Genomic DNA, 19,310 nt, shown 5'->3' with positions numbered 1-19,310 from the left:
CCGTCCCCCGCGCCGGGCCGGCGGGCAGGGGGCGAGGGGTACGCGCTCCCGTGGTGCCACGGGAGCGCGGTGGGAGGTGCGTGCCGTGGGGTGGCTACTGCTGCTTCAGCTCCTGGATGCGGATCATGTTGCCCGCGGGGTCGCGGAAGGCGCAGTCGCGGACGCCGTACGGCTGGTCCACCGGCTCCTGCACGACCTCGGCGTCGCCGGCCTGCAGCCGTTCGAAGACGCCGTCGACGTCGGAGGTGGCCAGGACGATGCCGCCGTAGGTCCCCTTGGCCATCATCTCGGCGACGGTGCGGCGCTCCTCCTCGGTGACACCGGGGTCGGCGGCCGGGGGGTGCAGCACGATGCCGGTGTCGGGCTGGCCGGCGGGGCCGACGGTGATCCAGCGCATGCCCCCGTAGCCGACGTCGTTGCGCACGTCGAAGCCGAGGGTGTCGCGGTAGAACGCCAGGGAGGCGTCGGGGTCGTCGTGCGGGAGGAAGCTGGCGTGAATGGTGAGGTCCATGGCCATCACGCTAGTTTCGGCTCGCTGCGGGCGCTTCTCGATTCCTGACCGGTCTGGTGACCTGCTTGGCCACGCACGACGGGATGCCCGCCGTGGCGCGCGCGGCCTCGCGCCGGTAGGTGCTGGGCGGCATGCCGACCAGCTCCGCGAAGCGGGTGCTGAAGGTGCCGAGCGAGGAGCAGCCGACCGCGAAGCACACCTCGGTGACGCCGAGGTCGCCGCGGCGCAGCAGTGCCATCGCCCGCTCGATGCGCCGGGTCATCAGGTAGCTGTAGGGCGATTCCCCGTAGGCCTGCCGGAACGCGCGGCTGAGGTGCCCGGCCGACATGTGCACGCCCCGGGCCAGCGCCTCCACGTCCAGGGGCTGCGCGTACTCCCGGTCGATCCGGTCCTTGACCCGGCGCAGCCGGGCGAGGTCGCGCAGGCGCTGCTCCGGGACGGGTCTGCTGCTCACACGCGCGATCGTGCCACATCGCACGGACATGCGGTCGTGTTCCGGAACGGACCCGTCATCCCTGGCCCGGACCGGCCGTCCGCGAGGACCGGCCCGGACAACGCCAGGAGGACGCCCGCGCCGGGTGGGAGGCCGTGGCGCGGTGGTGGTCGTCTTTCCGCGAGCTGCGCGGGCGGAGCGGGCGCCTGAACGTTCCTGCCCGGTCTCAGACGCCCGCGCCCGCCGGGTCCGTCCGCTTGGCCAGGGCCGCCGCGGCGGCGCCCACCAGCCCGGCGTCGGTGCCCGTCCGGGCGGGGACGACGGTCAGGTTCCGGACGAAGGACAAGGTCGCGTAGGCGCCCAGGGCCTTGCGCAGCGGGTCGAAGAGGATCTCGCCCGCCTTGCCCACGCCGCCGCCGATCACGGCGACGTCGATCTCCACGAGGGTGGCCGTGGCCGCGATCCCCGCCGCGAGGGCCTGTGCGGCCCGTTCGAACGACGCCACGGCGACCGGGTCGCCGGACCGGGCGGCGGCGGCCACCGCGGCGGCGGAGGTGTCCCCGTCGGGACCGGGCCGCCACCCGTTCTCCAGGGCGCGCCGGGCGATGTTGGGGCCGCTCGCGATGCGCTCCACGCAGCCGTGCGAGCCGCACGGGCACGGATCGCCGTCGAGGTCGACACTGATGTGACCGATGTGGCCGGCGTTGCCCGTGGGGCCGGCGTGGAGCCGCCCGCCGAGCACCAGACCGCCGCCGACGCCCGTGGAGACCACCATGCACAGGGCGTTGTCGTGGCCGCGGGCGGCACCCTGCCAGTGCTCGGCCGCCGTGATCGCCACACCGTCGCCGATCAGCTCCACCGGCAGGTTCCCGGCGGCGGCGCGGACGCGGGAGACGAGCGGGTAGTCGCGCCAGCCGGGGACGTTCACCGGGCTCACCGTGCCCGCGGAGGCGTCCACGGGTCCGGCGCTGCCGATCCCGACCGCCGTGGCCTGACCCCACAGCGGCGAGGCGGTGAGTTCACCGAGCACCCCTTCGACGGCCCGCATCACGGTGTCGCCGTCCTCGCGGGCGGGCGTCGGCCGCTGGGCGCGGACCAGGATCCGGCCGCCGCCGTCCACGAGAGCGCCCGCGATCTTGGTGCCGCCGATGTCGAGCGCGGCCACTAGGTCGGTGTGCATCAGTGTCGGATCTCCCCGTTAACCATGTGAAAAATGCCGAGAACAGCCATCGAGCAGGGCAAACCACGTACCGGCTCCCCGGTGCGGGGCGGGCCGGAGATTGCGGTGGACAGTCTCTCCCGAGGCTGACAACGTTGTCCAGGCTCTATGCTCGACGCCACATCCTCATACAAAACCCCGGACCTACGCACCCCGTGGACGACAGGACAGGACACCGCACCGTGCCCCAGACCCACCTCCGATCCGCCACGCGCTACGGCAACCGTCCGACCATGAAGGACGTGGCCGCCCGGGCCGGGGTCGGCCTCAAGACGGTCTCCCGGGTCGTGAACGGGGAGCCCGGCGTGACGCCGGAGACGGAGCGACGGGTCCAGGAGGCGATCGACGCCCTCGGTTTCCGCCGCAACGACAGCGCGCGGGTGCTCCGCAAGGGCCGCACCGCGAGCATCGGACTGGTCCTGGAGGACCTCGCCGACCCGTTCTACGGTCCGCTGAGCCGGGCCGTGGAGGAAGTCGCCCGGGCCCACGGAGCCCTGCTGATCAACGGCTCCAGCGCCGAGGACCCGGACCGGGAGCAGGAGCTGGTGCTGGCCCTGTGCGCGCGGCGGGTGGACGGGCTGGTGGTGATCCCGGCCGGGGACGACCACCGGTACCTGGAGCCGGAGCTGAAGGCGGGTGTCGCCACGGTGTTCGTGGACCGCCCGGCCGGGCACATCGACGCCGACGTGGTGCTGTCGGACAACTTCGGCGGTGCCCGCGACGGGGTCGCCCACCTGATCGCCCACGGCCACCGCAGGATCGGCTTCGTCGGCGACATGCCCCGTATCCACACGGCCGCCGAGCGGCTGCGCGGCTACCGGGCCGCGATGGAGGACGCCGGCATACCGGTGGCGGACTCCTGGATGTCCCTCGGGGTCACCGACCCGGAGCGGGTGCGCAGGGCCGCCGAGGAGATGCTGGCCGGCCCGGATCCGGTCACCGCGATATTCGCCGGCAACAACCGCGTGACGGTCACCGTGATCCGGGTGCTCGCCGAGCACTCCCGCCGCGTGGCCCTCGTCGGGTTCGACGACATCGAGCTGGCCGACCTGCTCCAGCCGGGCGTCACGGTGGTCGCCCAGGACGCCGCGGCCATCGGCCGCACCGCCGCGGAACGCCTCTTCCGGCAGCTCGACGGCTCCGCGGTCCCACCCGAGCGCATCGAGCTGCCGACCCGTCTGATCACCCGCGGCTCGGGCGAGCTGCCACCGGCGGACTGAGCGGCCGATGGGCGAGGACGCGGACCGCACGCTGCGGGCACTCGGACTGGACGGGGTGCCGCGCGAGGAGCCGCTGCTCTATCCCGGCGCCTGGCCCGCCGACTCCGGACTGCTCGACGGCGAGCGGTACCTGCCGCTGGACCGCCTCCGCCACGAGGACCGCACACCGGTCCTCGCCATCGGTTCCAACGGCTGCCCGGGCCAGCTGCGGCACAAGTTGCGGGCGGCCGGGGCCACGTCGCCGCTGCCGATGGTGAGAGCGAGGGTCACCGGCGTCGACGCCGGGGTGTCGGCCCATGTCAGCCTGGCCGGGTACGTCTCGGCCTCCCCGGTCCTCGCGCCGGGCGCGGTACGGCGGTTGTTCGTCCTCTGGCTCGACGGGGGGCAGCTCGCGGCGATCGACGCCAGCGAGGGCGTGCCGATGCCGGGCGGCAACTTCGACCGGGCGTGGCTGCCCGACCCCGGCGTTCGGGTCGAACTCGCCGACGGCAGCCGCCTGCCCGGGGTGTTCGCCTACGTCAACCGGCACGGCGTCCTGCACGACGGCACCGGCGCGCCCCGCCTCCACCCGGGTCAGCGGGAGCTGCTCGGCAGCCTGCTGGCGGAACTACCGCGCCTGCGGGGGCTGTTCGGCGCACTGCCCGAGGAGTTCTGCGCACGGGCCCGGGCCGACCGGCGGCTGTGCGAACGGGGCACGCGGCTGTTCGCCGAGGAGGAGCTGGTGACGTCCTCGGGGCTCGAGCGGTACGCGGCGGTGTGGTCGGCGCGCGCTCAGCAGTACGGCAGCCCGGGGACCGGCGCGTCGTTGTCGCCGCCCTTGACGTAGACGTCGCTGACCCACACGTTTCGGTTGCCGCTGTCGTCGTCGGTCTTCGCCCACCAGACGTTCGTCCAGCGGCCGTCGGTCTCCCGGCGGCCGAGGTTCTGCTGGCAGTAGAAGTAGTTGGTGCCCGCGTTGAGGATGCCGGCCTTCGTGCCCGAGGCGGTGTACGAGGCGGCGGTCTTCCAGACGTGGCAGTTGTACTTGCCGCCGCCGACGGCGTGGCAGGCCGGCGCCTGGGACTCCCTGCCGCCGCCCGTCGTGCCCTGCTCGCCGGTGCCGGCCGTGGAGGTGGCGGAGTCGTCGCCGTCCGGGGTGTCGCCGCGCGTCCTGCCCTCCGGCGACCTTTCGGGCGACGGCGCTGCGGACTGCCCGGGAGATCGTGACCCCTCCTTGCCGGCGGGCTCGGTCCTGCCGCCGTCCGGCTGTGCCGTCGGCCTGAGGGCGTTGGATCCGTCGTCGGGGCGGCCGGGCTGCGAGGCCGCGGCGTCGGCGCGCGCATCCGGCCCGGCGCCGTCCCAGTCCCCGAGCAGGGCGGCCGTGGTCCCGGCGGCGGCGAGGACGGCCGTGACGGCCGCGGCGGCGAGCAGGGCCCGGGACCTGCGGCGCCGGGGCGCGGAGCGCATGGGCCCCTGCCCGGCCGGGGGCCACTGCCCCGGCCGGGCAGGGGCGGCGGCTGCCGGGCTCGCTGCGGTGACGTCGAAGGCGGCGGGATTCACCCCCGGCCCGGACGTCTCCTGCCGGCCGGACACCCCGGGCCCGGAACCCCGGGTCGCCTCGCCGGACCGTTCGGACCCGGGGCCCGGCGCCGCACTCCCCTGATCAACCGGCTGATCCGGCTGGGACGTCCGCGGCCGGACGGGCTGCGGCGGGCCGAAGCCGGGCGGTACGGAGGGCAGGCCGCGTTCGGTCCCGGGGGACGGGGACGGGGCTGCCGCACCGCGTCGCAGCGTGGACGTCGGCCTGTCGGGGCTGCCCGGGTCCGCGACCGACCCGAGCAGCGCGCGGGCCCGGCCGGCCTCCGGACGGCACTCCGGGCGCTTGTCCAACAGCCGCCGCAGGACGGGACCGAGCGGACCGGCCCGGCGTGGCTCGGGAAGCGGCTCGTTGACGATCGCGGCGAGGGTGGAGAAGGTGGACGTCCGGCGGAAGGGCGAGGCGCCCTCCACCGCCGCGTACAGCGTGGCGCCCAGCGCCCAGATGTCGCAGGCGGGCCCCGGGTCGGCGCCCTGGGCGCGCTCGGGGGCCAAGTAGTCGAGGGAGCCGACGAGTTCGCCGCTGCGGGTCAGGTGCGTGGCCGAGCCGTCGCCCGGGTCGTCCATGGTGGCGATGCCGAAGTCGGTCAGGACGACCCGGCCGGAGCGGTCGAGCAGGATGTTGCCGGGCTTCACGTCCCGGTGCAGCACGCCCGCCCGGTGGGCCGCGGCCAGGGCGTCCATGACCTCGGCGCCGATCCCGGCGGCCTCGCGCGGGTCGAGCGTGCCGCGCTCGCGCAGGACGTCGTCCAGGGACGGCCCGTCGACCAGTTCCATGATGATGAGCGGGCGGCCGTCGGCCTCCGCGATGTCGTGCACGGCGACGACGCCCGGGTGGCGGACCCGGGCCGCCGCACGTGCCTCGCGCTGCATGCGCAGGCGCAGCGCGGCCAGTTCGGGACCGGCGACGTCGGTGTAGGTGCGCAGTTCCTTCACGGCGACCTCACGGCCGAGGACCTCGTCGACCGCCTTCCACACGACCCCCATGCCGCCGCGCCCCAGCCGGCCGGTGACGCGGTAGCGGCCCGCCAGCAGGCGGCCGGTTCCCTCGTCGTGCCCGTACTCCCCCGTCGACACCGCTTGCCCCGTTCCCGTGACCCGTCGGACCGGCTGTGGCGCCGGTGTGGCGTACAGATTACGGGGCGGCGGTGGCGGGCCCGGCCGGTGCGGGCAGCTGTGACAGGGCCGGTACGTACGGGTGCCGCCGGTCCTCAGGCGGACGCCGTCAGGTCCCCGCGCCGGGGCATCGCGTACGCCTCCAGGTCGGCGCGGGTCAGACCGGTCAGCCGGGCGACCTCCCCGATGTCGAGGGCGCCGCAGTCCAGGCCGCGCAGCAGGTAGCCGCTGAGGGCCTTGGCGGTGGCGGGCTCGTCCATGACGTCGCCGCCGGAGCGGTTGGCGTAGCGGGTGAGACGGGCGGCGGCCTGCTCGAAGCCCTCGCGGTAGAAGGCGAAGACGGCCGCGTACCGGGTAGGGATGTGGCCGGGGTGCATGTCCCAGCCCTGGTAGTAGGCGCGGGCCAGGGCGCGGCGGGTGAGGCCGTAATGCAGGCGCCAGGCGGCGTGGACCTTCTCGGTGGGGCCGACGGGCAGGACGTTGGTGGAACCGTCGCAGACCCGTACGCCCGTGCCCGCCGCGGCGACCTGCATGACGGCCTTGGCGTGGTCGGCCGCGGGGTGGTCGCTCGCCTGGTGGGCGGCGGAGACGCCGAGGCAGGCGCTGTAGTCGAAGGTGCCGTAGTGCAGTCCGGTGGCGCGGCCCTCGGCGGCCTGGATCATGCGGGCGACGGTCGCGGTGCCGTCGGCGGCGAGGATGGACTGGCTGGTCTCGATCTGGATCTCGAAGCCGATCCGGCCGGGCTCCAGGCCGTGGGTCTCCTCGAAGGCGTCCAGCAGCCGGGCCATGGCGGTGACCTGCTCGGCGTAGGTCACCTTGGGCAGGGTGAGGACCAGTCCGGCGGGCAGGCCGCCGGCCTCCATGAGGCCGGTGAGGAAGATGTCGAGCGTGCGGATGCCCCGGGCGCGCACGGGCGCTTCCATGCACTTCATGCGGATGCCCGTGTACGGGGCGGCGGTGCCGTCGGCGACCGCCTCGGCGACGATCCGGGCGGCGCGGGCGGCTGCCTCGTCCTCCTCGGCGTCGGGGCGGTTGCCGTAGCCGTCCTCGAAGTCGACGCGGAGGTCCTCGATCGGCTCCCGCTCCAGCTTGGCGCGCACCCGGGCGTGGACGGGCCCGGCCAGTTCCTCGGGCATGCCGAGGACGGCGGCGAAGGAGGCGGGGTCGGGGGCGTGCTCGTCGAGGGCGGCGAGGGCCCGGTCGCCCCAGGCGCGGATCGTGTCGGCGGCGAAGGCGTCACCGGGCACGTAGACGGTGTGCACGGGCTGGCGGGTGCCGGGGTCTCCGGGGTAGCGGCGCTCCAGTTCGGCGTCGACCGGCGCGAGGGAGGCGCTGATCTCCTCACTGACGGCGCCCGCGAGGCTCGTCGCCACCTTCTCCTGCTGGCCCTGACCCATCCCGAACCCTCCCGTTTTCCGCTCTGCGGAATCAACAATCCGTAGAGCGAAGCTATCGGCCGACCTGCGGCCTGGTCAACACCGTCGTGACGTGCGATTCCGTATCCGTGCGTCCCAGTGGCTGCAGTCCCGACCTCATCTTCCGTATTCAGCAGGCAACCTTCATCCCGACGTGCAAGGGAGTGGACCACGTGCCGAACGAGGCCCAAGTGACGCGCCGCCGCGGACTCAAGGCGGCGGCCGCCGCCGCCGTCGCAGGACCGCTGCTCACCACCGCGGGCCCCACCCGGTCCGCCACCGCCGGCGGGCACGCGGGCGCCCTGGACGTCATGACGTTCAACGTGCGCTTCGCGACCGTCGTCGACGGGACACCGCGCTGGTCCGTGCGCCGGCCGGTGATGCGGGAACTGCTGCGCCGCGAGCGGCCGCACGTCATCGGCACCCAGGAAGGGCTCTACCGGCAGGTGCGCATGATCGAGACGGATCTGGGCGAGCACTACGACTGGATCGGCACCGGTCGCGGCGGCGGCAGCAAGGACGAGTTCATGGCGGTCTTCTACGACACTCGCAGACTCGATCCGATCGAGTTCGATCACTTCTGGCTGTCCGGCACCCCGTACACCATCGCGTCGAACACGTGGAACGCGGACTGGCTGCGCATGGTGACCTGGGTCCGCTTCGCCGATCTCGCCGACGGCGGACGGGAGTTCTACGTCCTGAACACCCACCTGGACAGCGTCAGCCAGTACGCCCGGGAACGCTCCGCGGGGCTCATCGGCGAGACGGTCGCCGGCTGGGACCGGTCGCTGCCCGTCATCGTCACCGGCGACTTCAACGCGGCCGCCCACCACGACCGGGTGTACGACCTCATGCTGGGGATCGGCCTGGTGGACACCTGGGACGCGGCGGCCTCGCGGGGTCCCGCGTACGGGACCTACCACGGCTACCGGGCGCCCGTGCCCGGCGGGCGGCGCATCGACTGGATCCTCACCACCCCCGGGGTGACCACGCACTGGGCCGGGATGAACACCTTCAGCCTGGACGGGACGTACCCGAGCGACCATCTGCCGGTACAGGCCTCGATGACCCTGGGATGAGGAAGGGCCCCCGTGACCGGCCGGTCACGGGGGCCCTGCTGCCGCCGGGAGGCGATCAGCCCTTGCGGGCCTTGATCTCCTCGGTCAGGGCCGGGACGACGTCGAACAGGTCGCCGACGACGCCGTAGTCGACGAGGTCGAAGATCGGGGCCTCGGCGTCCTTGTTGATCGCCACGATCGTCTTCGAGGTCTGCATACCGGCACGGTGCTGGATGGCGCCGGAGATGCCGTTGGCGATGTACAGCTGCGGCGAGACCGACTTGCCGGTCTGGCCGACCTGGTTGGTGTGCGGGTACCAGCCGGCGTCCACCGCGGCACGCGAGGCTCCGACAGCCGCGCCGAGGGAGTCGGCGAGCGCCTCGATGATCGCGAAGTTCTCCGCGCCGTTCACGCCACGGCCGCCGGAGACCACGATCGCGGCCTCCGTCAGCTCCGGGCGGCCCGTGGACTCACGCGGCGTGCGGCCGGTGACCTTGGTGCCGGTGGCCTGGGCGGAGAAGGACACGCTGAGCGCCTCGACGGTGCCGGCGGCCGGGGCGGCCTCCACGGCGGCGCTGTTCGGCTTGACCGTGATGACCGGGGTGCCCTTGGAGACACGGGACTTGGTGGTGTAGGACGCGGCGAACACCGACTGGGTGGCCACCGGGCCCTCGTCGCCGGCCTCGAGGTCGACGGCGTCGGTGATGATGCCGGAGCCCAGGCGCAGCGCCAGGCGGGCGGCGATCTCCTTGCCCTCGGCGGAGGACGGCACCAGCACGGCGGCCGGGGAGACGGCCTCGTGGGCGGCCTGCAGGGCGTCCACCTTCGGCACGACCAGGTAGTCGGCGTACTCGGCGGCCTCGTGGGTGAGGACCTTGACCGCGCCGTGCTCGGCGAGGGCGGCGGCGGTGTCGCCCGCACCGTTGCCCAGCGCGACGGCGACCGGCTCGCCGATGCGGCGGGCGAGGGTCAGCAGCTCCAGGGTGGGCTTGCGGACGGCACCGTCCACGTGGTCGACGTAGACGAGAACTTCAGCCATGGGACTTCTTCTCTCCTGCTTGCGGAAGATGAGGGGCGGTCGGCGGATGCCGGGCTCAGATGAACTTCTGGCCCGCGAGGAACTCGGCGAGCTGCTTGCCGCCCTCGCCCTCGTCCTTGACGATCGTGCCCGCGGTACGGGCCGGGCGCTCGGCCGCACCGTCGACGACCGTGTAGGCGCCCTCCAGACCGACCTCCTCGGCCTCGATGTCGAGGTCGGACAGGTCCCAGGACTCCACCGGCTTCTTCTTGGCCGCCATGATGCCCTTGAAGGACGGGTAGCGCGCCTCGCCCGACTGGTCGGTCACGGAGACGACCGCCGGCAGGGAGGCCTCCAGGCTCTCGGAGGCGGCGTCGCCGTCGCGGCGGCCCTTGACCGTGCCGTCCTCGACCGAGACCTCGGACAGCAGGGTGACCTGCGGGACGCCCAGGCGCTCGGCGAGCAGCGCCGGGACGACGCCCATGGTGCCGTCGGTGGAGGCCATGCCGGAGATGACCAGGTCGTAGCCGGCCTTCTCGATCGCCTTGGCCAGGATCAGGGAGGTGCCGATGGCGTCGGTGCCGTGGATGTCGTCGTCCTCGACGTGGATCGCCTTGTCGGCGCCCATGGACAGCGCCTTGCGCAGGGCGTCCTTGGCGTCCTCGGGGCCCACCGTCAGGACGGTGATCTCCACGTCGTCGTCGGAGTTCTCGGAGATCTGCAGCGCCTGCTCGACCGCGTACTCGTCGAGCTCGGAGAGCAGACCGTCCACGTCGTCCCGGTCGACGGTCAGGTCATCGGCGAAGTGCCGGTCGCCAGTGGCGTCGGGCACGTACTTCACAGTGACAACGATCCTCAAGCTCACGCCGGCTCTCCTACTGCATCGTCATTTCTCGGCTGCCTCTTGCAGGCAGCATAGGCGCCTCAAGCGGCCGATCCCGGTCGGGGCGACCCACGCTCCGAGCGAAATATTACTCGTCAGTACACAGAGTTCGTTCCCGCTAAGCAAGCGCTTTGAACTGTGACCTTCGCAACGCAGCGTAACCGGAACTCGACGGTCGCGCAGCCCGGTGGGAAGCGGTGTTCAGCCGCCGAGCCGGTGGAAAGAGCCCTGGTGATAAAGCAGGGGGCGGCCGGTGCCCGTGGCGTCCCCGTGCACCACCTCGGCGATGACGATCCGGTGGTCCCCGGCCGGCACCCGGGCCACGATCCGGCCCACCAGCCAGGCGGACACGCCGTCGAGCACGGGGACGCCCTCGGGGCCCTCGTGCCAGACGGTGGGCGGGGCGAAGCGGTCGGCCCCGCTGCGGGCGAAGGTGGCGGCCAGCTCCTGCTGGTGCTCGCCCAGCACGTGGACGCCGACATGACCGGCCTCGGCTATCGCGGACCAGCTTGAGGCGCCGGTGCCGACACCGAACGAGAACAGGGGCGGCTCGGCGGACACGGAGGTCAGGGAGGTCGCGGTGAAGCCCACCGGGCCCTCCTCGCCACGGGCGGTGACGACGGCGACGCCCGCGGCGTGCCGCCGGAAGACCGAGCGCAGCAGGCCGGTCGTGGTCAGGAGGTCCGCAGGCATGCGGTCAGGCTGACGATAAATGGTCGGCGCAGTCAAGTTCGTTCCGTGGGGTGGGAGATGAGTCACTGACGGTCTCACGCCCCACCCACCGCCTCGCCCAGCGCGGCGATCACGTCCGCCTTGCGGGGCTGGCCGGCGGCCCTGCGCACCACCCGGCCGCCGGCATCCAGGACCAGCACGGTCGGCGTCTTGACCACGTCGAGCCGGCGTACGAGGTCCAGGTGGGCCTCGGCGTCGATCTCGACGTGGGTCACGCCCGGGACCAGCCCGGCGACCTCGCCGAGCACCCGCCGGGTCGCGCGGCACGGCGCGCAGAACGCGCTGGAGAACTGCACCAGCGTCGCCCGCTCCCCCAGCTCCGCGCCCAGGTCCGCCGCATCGAGCCGCTTGCCGTCGTCCCGCCCGCGCACCCGCACTCTCCCGCTCCGCCGCTTGTGCAGCATCCCGAAGGCGCTCGCCGCCGCGAGCACCGCCACGCACACCACCAGTCCGGTCATCACCTGCTGCAAGCGTTCACGAGACCGCAAAGATTCCCGCCCCCACCACCGCGCCCGGCTGCGGAATGCTTGCTTCCCATGGACATCGATGCAAGAGGGCCGCGCTTCGGCGCGGTGGTCACGACCGTCGTGCTGGCGGCCGTCCTGATCGCGGGCAGCGCGTGGCTGCTGGCGTGGCAGACGCTGGCGTTCCTGCTGGGCGCGGCGGGCGGGGTGCGGCGCTCGCCGTACGGCGTGCTGTTCACCCGCCTCGTGCGGCCCCGGCTCGGGCCGCCGACCGCGTTCGAGGCGCCCGAACCGCCGCGGTTCGCCCAGGCGGTCGGTCTGCTCTTCGCCGGGCTCGGACTCGTCGGCCTGACCGTGGGACCCGGGTGGCTGGGACTCGCGGCGACCGGCGCGGCGCTCGCGGCCGCCTTCCTCAATGCGGCGTTCGGGTACTGCCTGGGCTGCGAGTTGTACCTGCTCGCGCGGCGCGCGACGGTGCGCGCGGAGTAATGCGCACGTAAAAGCACGAGGTGAGATCCACGGGCGACGTGACGAGAATCTCTCCGGCCACGGGCACGAGGACTGGCTACCCGGCCGTTCTTGGGGCACCATCTGCGACAAGCCGTAAACCTACGGCTGCGTAACTTGTCCGCTGGGAATCCCTTCCCAGGCAGAGCAGGAAGGGTCCGAACCGCCCATGGCAGAGCTCGTCTACCGTCCCGTCGTCGGCTTCGCCCGCACGCTGTTCAAGGTGTGGGACCTCAAGATCGACTGTCAGGGTTCGGAGAACATCCCGCGCTCGGGCGGCGCCGTGCTGGTGAGCAACCACATCAGCTACCTGGACTTCGTCTTCAACGGTCTGGCCGCGCTGCCGCAGAAGCGCCTGGTGCGGTTCATGGCCAAGGAGTCCGTCTTCCGGCACCGGATCTCCGGCCCGCTGATGCGCGGGATGAAGCACATCCCCGTGGACCGCAAGCAGGGCGAGGCGGCGTACGCGCACGCCCTGGACTCGCTGCGCTCGGGCGAGATCGTCGGGGTGTTCCCCGAGGCGACGATCTCGCCGTCGTTCACGCTGAAGAGCTTCAAGTCGGGCGCCGCCCGCCTGGCGCAGGAGGCGGGCGTGCCGCTCATCCCGATGGCGGTGTGGGGCACGCAGCGCCTGTGGACCAAGGGGCACCCGCGCAACTTCAAGCGCAGCCACATTCCGATCACGATCCGGGTGGGCGAGGCGATCGAGGCCTCCCGCGACAAGTACGCGGGCGCGCTCACCCGGCAGCTGCGCGAGCGCGTGCAGGAGCTGCTGGAGGCCGCCCAGCGCGCCTACCCCGTCCGCCCGAAGGGTCCGGACGACACCTGGTGGATGCCGGCCCACCTCGGCGGCACCGCCCCGACGCCGGAGCAGGTCCGGGAGGCGGAGGCGCACTGACGCCCGGGCGGCCCCGGCTCAGGCGCAGGACTCGGGCGCGCGTACGTCGATCTCGGCGCCCGGGCTGAACTTGGCCAGCAGCTCGGCGAGTTCCCCCGCGGCCTCCTGCACCTCGGCGACGGGCAGGGGCGCCATGCTCTCCAGCAGGAAGATGCCGGACGTCGTCCGCTCGGTCAGGCGGGTGCGCGGCCCCTGGCGCCAGTTCCAGCGCCGGCAGGTGACGCCCCGGTCGTCGCACCAGACGACCTCGCCCGCGTCCGGGTGCTCGACGCTCTCCTCACCGCCGGCGACGGTCACGAACTCCTCCCCGCCCGTGGCGCGGATCAGGCGCATCCCGCCCTCGATCCGGTCGAGGTCCTCGCCGCCGACGGGGATCAGACGGGCGACGGACACGGCGTTGTAGAGGTCGACCAGCAGGTTGATGCGGGGCAGTCCGGTATCCGACAGGGCCCGCTTGGCCAGTGCCTCGGCGGAGTTGCGGGTGCGGGACGGCTTCGAGCCGAAGGCCGTGTACGTCTCGCGCCAGGCGGCCATGTGCGGGTCCTCGTGCGGGGCGCGGCCGCCCAGCCGGGCCGCGAGCCGACGGGCCGCGTCGTCCAGCAGGGCCGAACTCGCCTCCGTACTGGGCCCGTTGAGCAGGCCGTGCGCCTCGATCGCGACATGGGTGAAGCCGGGCGCGAGGGCGCGTACGCCGTCCGACACGGTCAGGGTGAGCGTCATGGTGGGGCCTTGCCTCGGGGGTGCGGTCGGGGCGGGCCGGCCGGGTGCCGCTCGCAGGGCATCGCAGGGCGACCGCGCTGCGGTGCAGCATACAGGACCAGGAAGTTCAGTGAACTGGACGCACGGTGCCGCGCATCGGCCCCCTCCCACCGCGCGACGCCGTCCGCCGCGCCTCTGAGGGAGAGGCGCGGCGGACGCGTGGATGCTGGGCGCGGCGCATGCCGCCGGGGGCCGCTAGCGGGCCATCTCCTCCTTCAGCGCCGCGAGGAACGCGTCCACGTCGTCCTCGGTCGTGTCGAAGGAGCACATCCAGCGGACGTCGCCCGCGGTCTCGTCCCAGAAGTAGAACCGGAACCGCTTCTGCAGGCGCTCGCTCACGTCGTGCGGCAGCCGCGCGAACACCGCGTTGGCCTGCACGGGGTGGAGGATCTCCACCCCGTGCACCGAGCGCACGCCCTCGGCGAGGCGCTGGGCCATCTCGTTGGCGTGCCGTGCGTTGCGCAGCCACAGGTCCCGGGCGAACAGGGCCTCCAGCTGCACCGACACGAACCGCATCTTGGAGGCGAGCTGCATGGACAGCTTGCGCAGGTGCTTCATGTGGCTCACGGCGTCCTGGTTGATCACCACGACCGCCTCGCCGAACAGGGCGCCGTTCTTCGTGCCGCCCAGGGAGAGCAGGTCGACACCGGCCGCGTTGGTGAGCGCCCGCATGGGGACGTCCAGGGTGGCGGCGGCGTTGGCCAGCCGGGAGCCGTCCAGGTGCACCTTCATGCCGAGCGCGTGGGCGTGGTCGCACAGCGCGCGTATCTCGTCGGGCGTGTAGACCGTGCCCAGCTCGGTGGCCTGGGTGATCGACACGACCTGGGGCATCGCGCGGTGCTCGTCGTCCCAGCCGTAGGCCTGGCGGTCGATCAGCTCGGGGGTCAGCTTGCCGTCGGGCGTGGGGACGGTGAGCAGCTTCAGGCCGCCGACGCGCTCGGGCGCGCCGCACTCGTCGACGTTGATGTGCGCGCTCTCGGCGCAGATCACCGCGCCCCAGCGGTCGGTGACCGCCTGGAGCGCGACGACGTTGGCGCCGGTGCCGTTGAAGACCGGGAACGCCTCGGCCGTGGGGCCGAAGTGGCTGCGTACCAGGTGCTGCAGGTTCTCGGTGTACGCGTCCTCGCCGTAGGCGACCTGGTGCCCGCCGTTGGCCACGGCCAGGGCGGCGAGCACCTCCGGGTGGACGCCGGCGTAGTTGTCGCTGGCGAAACCGCGGGTCTCGGGGTCGTGGTGGCGCCGGGCGTCGGTCTTCGGCGGGTTCACGGCTTCTCGGTGAGCCACAGACGTTTTCCGTTCACTTCGGCGGCGGGCTTGTCCCAGACCTCGGTGATGGCCTCGGCCAGGTCCTTGACGTCGGTGAAGCCCGCGAACTTCGCGTTGGGGCGGTCGGCGCGCATGGCGTCGTGCACCAGCGCCTTCACCACCAGGATCGCAGCCGCCGAGGTCGGGCCCTCGGGGCCCCCGGCCTTGCGGAAGTAGTCGGCCATGGCCAGCGTCCACGCCTCCGCCGCGGCCTTGCCCGCGGCGTAGGCGGCGTTGCCCGCGGTGGGCTTGCTCGCCCCCGCGGCGCTGATCAGCACGTAGCGCCCGCGGTCGCTGCGCTGCAGCGCCTCGTGGAAGGCGAGGGACGTGTGCTGCACAGTGCGCACCAGCAGCATCTCCAGGAAGTCCCAGTCGTCGAGGCTCGTCCTGGTGAAGGTCTCGCTGCCGCGCCAGCCGCCGACAAGGTGGACCAGGCCGTCGACCCGGCCGAAGTCCTTCTCGATGCGGTCGGCCCAGTCGCGGGTGGCCTGCAGGTCGAGCAGGTCGACCGTGTCACCGGCGACGGTCGCGCCGCCGGTGGCGTAGCTCGCCGCGTCGACGGCCTCCGCCAGCCGCTCCGGATCGTTGTCCGAGCCGATGACGGTGGCTCCCGCCTCGGCCAGCCTGAGCAGTGCGGCCCGGCCCGCGGGCCCGCCCGCTCCGGCCACCGCGATCACCGCACCGCTGAGCGCCCCGTTCCCCGCCATGTTCTTCGCCTCCTGAGCAGTGTTCTCGGTACGCCGATCGCTCACGCGGCGATCCGCTCGGTGCTGTCCGCAGTGATGCCCTTGGTGGAGGCGATCACGTTCTTCAGCTTCTTGGACAGTGCCTCATAGAACATGCTCAGCGGAAACTCGTCCGGAAGCACGTCATCGACGAGCCTGCGCGGCGGCTGCGTCAGGTCCAGGGCGTCGGGGCCCTTGGCCCACTTGGAACCCGGGTGCGGGGAGACGTAGGCCGAGACGAGCTCGTAGCCGGCGAACCAGTGGACGAGCTTGGGGCGGTCGATGCCGTCGCGGTAGAGCTGCTCTATCTCGCCGCACAGCTGGTTGGTGACCTGCGGGGCGCGCTCCCAGTCGATGGTGAGCTTGTTGTCGGTCCAGCGGACGACGTCGTGCTTGTGCAGGTAGGCGAAGAGGAGCTGGCCGCCGAGACCGTCGTAGTTGCGGACCCGCTCGCCGGTGACCGGGAAGCGGAACATGCGGTCGAAGAGGACCGCGACCTGGACGTCGCGGGCCTGCGGGACGCCGTCCCGGTCGAGCTTCACGGCCTCCTTGAAGGCGGTGAGGTCGCAGCGCAGCTCCTCCAGGCCGTACATCCAGAACGGCTGGCGCTGCTTGATCATGAACGGGTCGAAGGGCAGGTCGCCGTGGCTGTGGGTGCGGTCGTGGACCATGTCCCACAGGACGAAGGCCTCCTCGCAGCGCTTCTGGTCGTGGACCATCGCGGCCACGTCCTCGGGCAGCTCCAGGCCCAGGATGTCGACGGCGGCGTCGGTGACGCGCCGGAAGCGGGCCGCCTCGCGGTCGCAGAAGATACCGCCCCAGGTGAACCGCTCCGGGGCCTCGCGCACGGCGATGGTCTCGGGGAACAGGACGGCCGAGTTGGTGTCGTAGCCGGCCGTGAAGTCCTCGAACTTGATGCCGCAGAACAGCGGGTTGTCGTAACGGGTGCGCTCCAGCTCGGCCAGCCAGTCCGGCCAGACCATGCGCAGCACGACCGCTTCCAGGTTGCGGTCCGGGTTGCCGTTCTGCGTGTACATCGGGAAGACGACCAGGTGCTGCAGCCCGTCCGCCCGGTTCGCGGCGGGCTGGAAGGCCAGCAGCGAGTCGAGGAAGTCCGGCACCTGGAAACCGCCGTCGGCCCAGCGGGTGAGGTCCTTGGCCAGGGCCTCGTGGTAGGCGCGGTCGTGCGGGAGCAGCGGGGAGAGCTCCAGGACCGCGTCGACGACCTGGCGGACGGCGAGCTCGGCATCGGCGGCGTCGGGCGCGCCCTCGGCGTCGAAGTCGATGGACCCGTCCTTGGACTGCCAGGGCCGGATCCGCTCCACGGCATCCTTGAGCACGGGCCACGCCGGGTGCTCCACCACCCTGGTCACGGGAGGAAACGTTTCCTCCGAACCCACTTGCACAAGAATTTCCGTCATGTCACACCCTCCACGGGAGAATCTCACGTATGCAGACCGTATACACACGAGGTTCCGTCCAGCAAGGGCCGCCTCGGGAAATTATCCTGCCTCACCCGGGTCTTCACCGCACTTTTTCCTGTCGACCATGCTTGTGCCCGCCACCGAGCCGGGCATGCCCGCACCACTGCGCACGGGGCCGGTGCAGGCGATACGGTCGGGTGGGCCCACAGGCCCCCACAGCCGCCTGTCGACGGAAGAGGGTTGCTTCGTGAACTTCCTCACGATCGGTCACCGCGGAGTCATGGGTGTGGAGCCCGAGAACACCCTCAGGTCCTTCGTCGCCGCCCAGGAGGCGGGGCTCGACGCCATCGAACTCGACCTGCACCTGAGCAAGGACGGCGCGCTCGTCGTCATGCACGACACGACCGTGGACCGCACCACCGACGGTACGGGGCCGATCGCCGAGAAGACCCTCGCGGAGCTGCGGGCGCTGGACGCGGGCCGAGGCGAGCGGGTGCCGGTCTTCGAGGAGGTCCTGGAAGCCGTGCGGGCGCCCCTCCAGGCGGAGATCAAGGACGTGCGGGCGGCACGCGCCCTGGCCGGGGTGATGAACGCGCGCGGGCTGGCCGGCCGGGTGGAGGTGTCCTCCTTCCACGACGAGGCGGTGGCGGAGATCGCCCGCCTGGTGCCCGGCGTGCGCACCGCGCTGGTGGCCAGCCGCTACGGCACCGACGTCGTCGACCGCGCGGTGGCGGTGGGGGCCGCGACCGTCTGCCTGAACATCCGACGGCTCACCCTGGAGATCGTGGAGCTGGCCCGGGCTGCGGACCTGCGGATCATCGGGTGGGTGGTGAACACGCAGGACCACCTGCGTCTGGTCCGGGCGTTCGGCCTCGACGGCGCGACCACCGACCACCCGGACATCAAGCGCACGGGCCGTTTCACGGCGTAGGGCCGGGACCCGACGGCTCCGGGTGGCTAGCCGAGCCGCTTGACCAGCAGTTCGAACTGCAGGTCGTCGCGCTGCGGGACGCCGAACCGCTCGTCGCCGTACGGGAACGGGGTCATCCGGCCCGTACGGCGGTAGCCGCGCCGCTCGTACCAGGCGATCAGGTCCTCGCGCACGGAGATCACGGTCATGTGCATCTCCGTCACGCCCCAGGCCTCGCGGGCCTGCCGCTCCGCCTCCGCGATGATCAGCTTGCCGAGCCCGCCGCCCTGGAGCGCCGGACTCACCGCGAACATCCCGAAGTAGGCGTGCCCGCCCCGGTGCTCCAGCTGGCAGCAGGCGACGATCCGGCCGTCGCGCTCCACTGCGAGCAGCCTGCTGCCGGGCGACTCGATGACCTCCAGCACCCCCTGCGGGTCGGTCCGCTGCCCTGCGAGGATGTCCGCCTCGGTGGTCCACCCGGCCCGGCTGGCGTCGCCCCGGTACGCCGACTCGATCAGCGCGACCAGTTCGTCCACGTCGGCGTCCGTGGCGTCCCGGAAGGTCAATGCGGTGGCGGCGGTCTTCATGGGCGTGCGTCTCCGTCTTCCTGGCGCGGCTCGGGCAGGGACGAGCGTAACCCCGCCGCCGGGCTCCGCCGCTAGGCTCCCGTGCATGGTGCATGTACTCAGCAGCCGGATCCTGCTCCACCCCACCGATCCCGAGCGGTCCCGGGCCTTCTACGGCGAGCAGCTCGGCCTCGCCGTGTACCGGGAGTTCGGCACGGGTCCCGAACGCGGCACGGTCTACTTCCTCGGCGGCGGCTTCCTGGAGGTGTCCGGCCGGGCCGCCTCCCGCCCGGAGCCGGCGGTACGGCTGTGGCTGCAGGTGGCCGACGCGGCGGCGGCCGAGGAGGAACTGCGGGCGAAGGGCGTGGAGATCGTGCGTCCCCCGGTGCGGGAGCCGTGGGGGCTGGTCGAGATGTGGATCGCCGATCCGGACGGCACCCCGATCGTGCTGGTCGAGGTCCCGGCGGACCATCCGATGCGCTACCGGCCCGGCATCTGAGGCGACGGGGCCGCTGCTCCGCCGGCGTCCCCGGATGGCACCCGCTCCCGGCGGCGGCTTAGCGTGCTGGAGG

General features: G+C 72.7%; 21 protein-coding genes. 7 read left to right on the top strand and 14 right to left on the bottom strand.

Annotation, left to right across the window (positions count from 1 at the left end; all coding sequences use genetic code 11):
- Nucleotides 1-94: 94 nt before the first annotated feature.
- The 3 genes from Q5694_RS00970 to Q5694_RS00960 all read right to left on the bottom strand — a co-directional run bounded on the left by Q5694_RS00970 (nt 95) and on the right by Q5694_RS00960 (nt 2,124).
- Entirely contained in the window at nt 95-511 is a 417-nt protein-coding gene (locus tag Q5694_RS00970; protein ID WP_333930008.1) for a VOC family protein, read from the bottom strand.
- A gap of 10 nt (nt 512-521) precedes the next feature.
- A complete protein-coding gene (locus Q5694_RS00965; protein WP_443040790.1) occupies nt 522-995 on the bottom strand; it encodes a helix-turn-helix transcriptional regulator in 474 nt (157 codons plus the stop codon).
- A gap of 175 nt (nt 996-1,170) precedes the next feature.
- Nucleotides 1,171-2,124, bottom strand: coding sequence for an ROK family protein (locus tag Q5694_RS00960; protein WP_333930006.1), 954 nt, complete (start codon nt 2,122-2,124; stop codon nt 1,171-1,173).
- A gap of 194 nt (nt 2,125-2,318) precedes the next feature.
- Between Q5694_RS00960 and Q5694_RS00955 the strand changes: the two genes are divergently transcribed.
- Both Q5694_RS00955 and Q5694_RS00950 read left to right on the top strand, forming a co-directional pair.
- On the top strand, nt 2,319-3,383 hold the full coding sequence (locus Q5694_RS00955; protein ID WP_333930005.1) for a LacI family DNA-binding transcriptional regulator: 1,065 nt from the start codon (nt 2,319-2,321) through the stop codon (nt 3,381-3,383).
- Between the two features lie 7 nt (nt 3,384-3,390).
- Entirely contained in the window at nt 3,391-4,209 is an 819-nt protein-coding gene (locus Q5694_RS00950) for a hypothetical protein (protein WP_333930004.1), read from the top strand.
- Here Q5694_RS00950 and Q5694_RS00945 read toward each other — a convergent pair.
- Together Q5694_RS00945 and Q5694_RS00940 are read right to left on the bottom strand one after the other, a co-directional pair.
- On the bottom strand, nt 4,155-6,035 hold the full coding sequence (locus Q5694_RS00945) for a serine/threonine protein kinase (protein ID WP_333930003.1): 1,881 nt from the start codon (nt 6,033-6,035) through the stop codon (nt 4,155-4,157). The genes Q5694_RS00950 and Q5694_RS00945 overlap by 55 nt on opposite strands.
- Nucleotides 6,036-6,169: 134 nt before the next feature.
- Nucleotides 6,170-7,471, bottom strand: coding sequence for a DUF6986 family protein (locus Q5694_RS00940; RefSeq protein ID WP_333930002.1), 1,302 nt, complete (start codon nt 7,469-7,471; stop codon nt 6,170-6,172).
- A 191-nt stretch (nt 7,472-7,662) separates the two neighbouring features.
- Here Q5694_RS00940 and Q5694_RS00935 point away from each other — a divergent pair, with 191 nt between their 5' ends.
- Nucleotides 7,663-8,568, top strand: coding sequence for an endonuclease/exonuclease/phosphatase family protein (locus Q5694_RS00935; RefSeq protein ID WP_333930001.1), 906 nt, complete (start codon nt 7,663-7,665; stop codon nt 8,566-8,568).
- Nucleotides 8,569-8,623: 55 nt separating this feature from the next.
- On the opposite strand, the gene Q5694_RS00930 is transcribed toward Q5694_RS00935, so the two are convergent.
- The 4 genes from Q5694_RS00930 to Q5694_RS00915 all read right to left on the bottom strand — a co-directional run bounded on the left by Q5694_RS00930 (nt 8,624) and on the right by Q5694_RS00915 (nt 11,638).
- Nucleotides 8,624-9,586 carry an electron transfer flavoprotein subunit alpha/FixB family protein gene (locus tag Q5694_RS00930; protein ID WP_333930000.1) on the bottom strand — a complete coding sequence of 321 codons (963 nt, stop codon included), beginning with the start codon at nt 9,584-9,586 and terminating at the stop codon, nt 8,624-8,626.
- Nucleotides 9,587-9,641: 55 nt separating this feature from the next.
- Nucleotides 9,642-10,430 carry an electron transfer flavoprotein subunit beta/FixA family protein gene (locus Q5694_RS00925; protein ID WP_333929999.1) on the bottom strand — a complete coding sequence of 263 codons (789 nt, stop codon included), beginning with the start codon at nt 10,428-10,430 and terminating at the stop codon, nt 9,642-9,644.
- Between the two features lie 219 nt (nt 10,431-10,649).
- The gene (locus tag Q5694_RS00920; protein ID WP_333929998.1) at nt 10,650-11,141 is read right to left on the bottom strand and encodes a flavin reductase family protein; all 492 of its coding nucleotides are present in this window, start codon (nt 11,139-11,141) and stop codon (nt 10,650-10,652) included.
- A gap of 74 nt (nt 11,142-11,215) precedes the next feature.
- Nucleotides 11,216-11,638, bottom strand: a complete 423-nt coding sequence (locus Q5694_RS00915) for a TlpA family protein disulfide reductase (protein ID WP_333930545.1) — start codon at nt 11,636-11,638, stop codon at nt 11,216-11,218.
- Nucleotides 11,639-11,716: 78 nt separating this feature from the next.
- Here Q5694_RS00915 and Q5694_RS00910 point away from each other — a divergent pair, with 78 nt between their 5' ends.
- Complete coding sequence (locus Q5694_RS00910) at nt 11,717-12,133, top strand: DUF4395 domain-containing protein (protein WP_333929997.1); 417 nt, start codon at nt 11,717-11,719, stop codon at nt 12,131-12,133.
- 187 nt (nt 12,134-12,320) lie between these two features.
- Nucleotides 12,321-13,049 (top strand): lysophospholipid acyltransferase family protein, encoded by a 729-nt coding sequence (locus Q5694_RS00905; protein WP_333929996.1) that lies wholly within the window; start codon nt 12,321-12,323, stop codon nt 13,047-13,049.
- An 18-nt stretch (nt 13,050-13,067) separates the two neighbouring features.
- On the opposite strand, the gene Q5694_RS00900 is transcribed toward Q5694_RS00905, so the two are convergent.
- The 4 genes from Q5694_RS00900 to Q5694_RS00885 form a co-directional block, all read right to left on the bottom strand.
- A complete protein-coding gene (locus tag Q5694_RS00900; protein ID WP_333929995.1) occupies nt 13,068-13,769 on the bottom strand; it encodes a B3/B4 domain-containing protein in 702 nt (233 codons plus the stop codon).
- Between the two features lie 234 nt (nt 13,770-14,003).
- Nucleotides 14,004-15,074, bottom strand: coding sequence for a threonine aldolase family protein (locus Q5694_RS00895; RefSeq protein WP_333930544.1), 1,071 nt, complete (start codon nt 15,072-15,074; stop codon nt 14,004-14,006).
- Nucleotides 15,071-15,820, bottom strand: a complete 750-nt coding sequence (locus Q5694_RS00890) for an SDR family oxidoreductase (RefSeq protein ID WP_333930543.1) — start codon at nt 15,818-15,820, stop codon at nt 15,071-15,073. The genes Q5694_RS00895 and Q5694_RS00890 overlap by 4 nt, the downstream gene beginning before the upstream one ends.
- A gap of 41 nt (nt 15,821-15,861) precedes the next feature.
- On the bottom strand, nt 15,862-17,259 hold the full coding sequence (locus Q5694_RS00885; RefSeq protein WP_333929994.1) for a DUF6421 family protein: 1,398 nt from the start codon (nt 17,257-17,259) through the stop codon (nt 15,862-15,864).
- 250 nt (nt 17,260-17,509) lie between these two features.
- Here Q5694_RS00885 and Q5694_RS00880 point away from each other — a divergent pair, with 250 nt between their 5' ends.
- Nucleotides 17,510-18,193 carry a glycerophosphodiester phosphodiesterase gene (locus Q5694_RS00880; RefSeq protein ID WP_333929993.1) on the top strand — a complete coding sequence of 228 codons (684 nt, stop codon included), beginning with the start codon at nt 17,510-17,512 and terminating at the stop codon, nt 18,191-18,193.
- Nucleotides 18,194-18,219: 26 nt separating this feature from the next.
- On the opposite strand, the gene Q5694_RS00875 is transcribed toward Q5694_RS00880, so the two are convergent.
- Nucleotides 18,220-18,759, bottom strand: a complete 540-nt coding sequence (locus Q5694_RS00875) for a GNAT family N-acetyltransferase (protein ID WP_333929992.1) — start codon at nt 18,757-18,759, stop codon at nt 18,220-18,222.
- Between the two features lie 85 nt (nt 18,760-18,844).
- On the opposite strand from Q5694_RS00875, the gene Q5694_RS00870 reads away from it, so the two are divergent.
- Nucleotides 18,845-19,237, top strand: coding sequence for a VOC family protein (locus Q5694_RS00870; RefSeq protein ID WP_333929991.1), 393 nt, complete (start codon nt 18,845-18,847; stop codon nt 19,235-19,237).
- The last annotated feature ends 73 nt before the right edge of the window (nt 19,238-19,310 follow it).

Origin of the sequence: Streptomyces sp. AHA2, from assembly GCF_036857595.1 — a bacterium.
In the GTDB taxonomy this organism is placed as follows: Bacteria; Actinomycetota; Actinomycetes; order Streptomycetales; family Streptomycetaceae; genus Streptomyces.
This window is presented reverse-complemented; position numbering and strand designations above follow the sequence as displayed.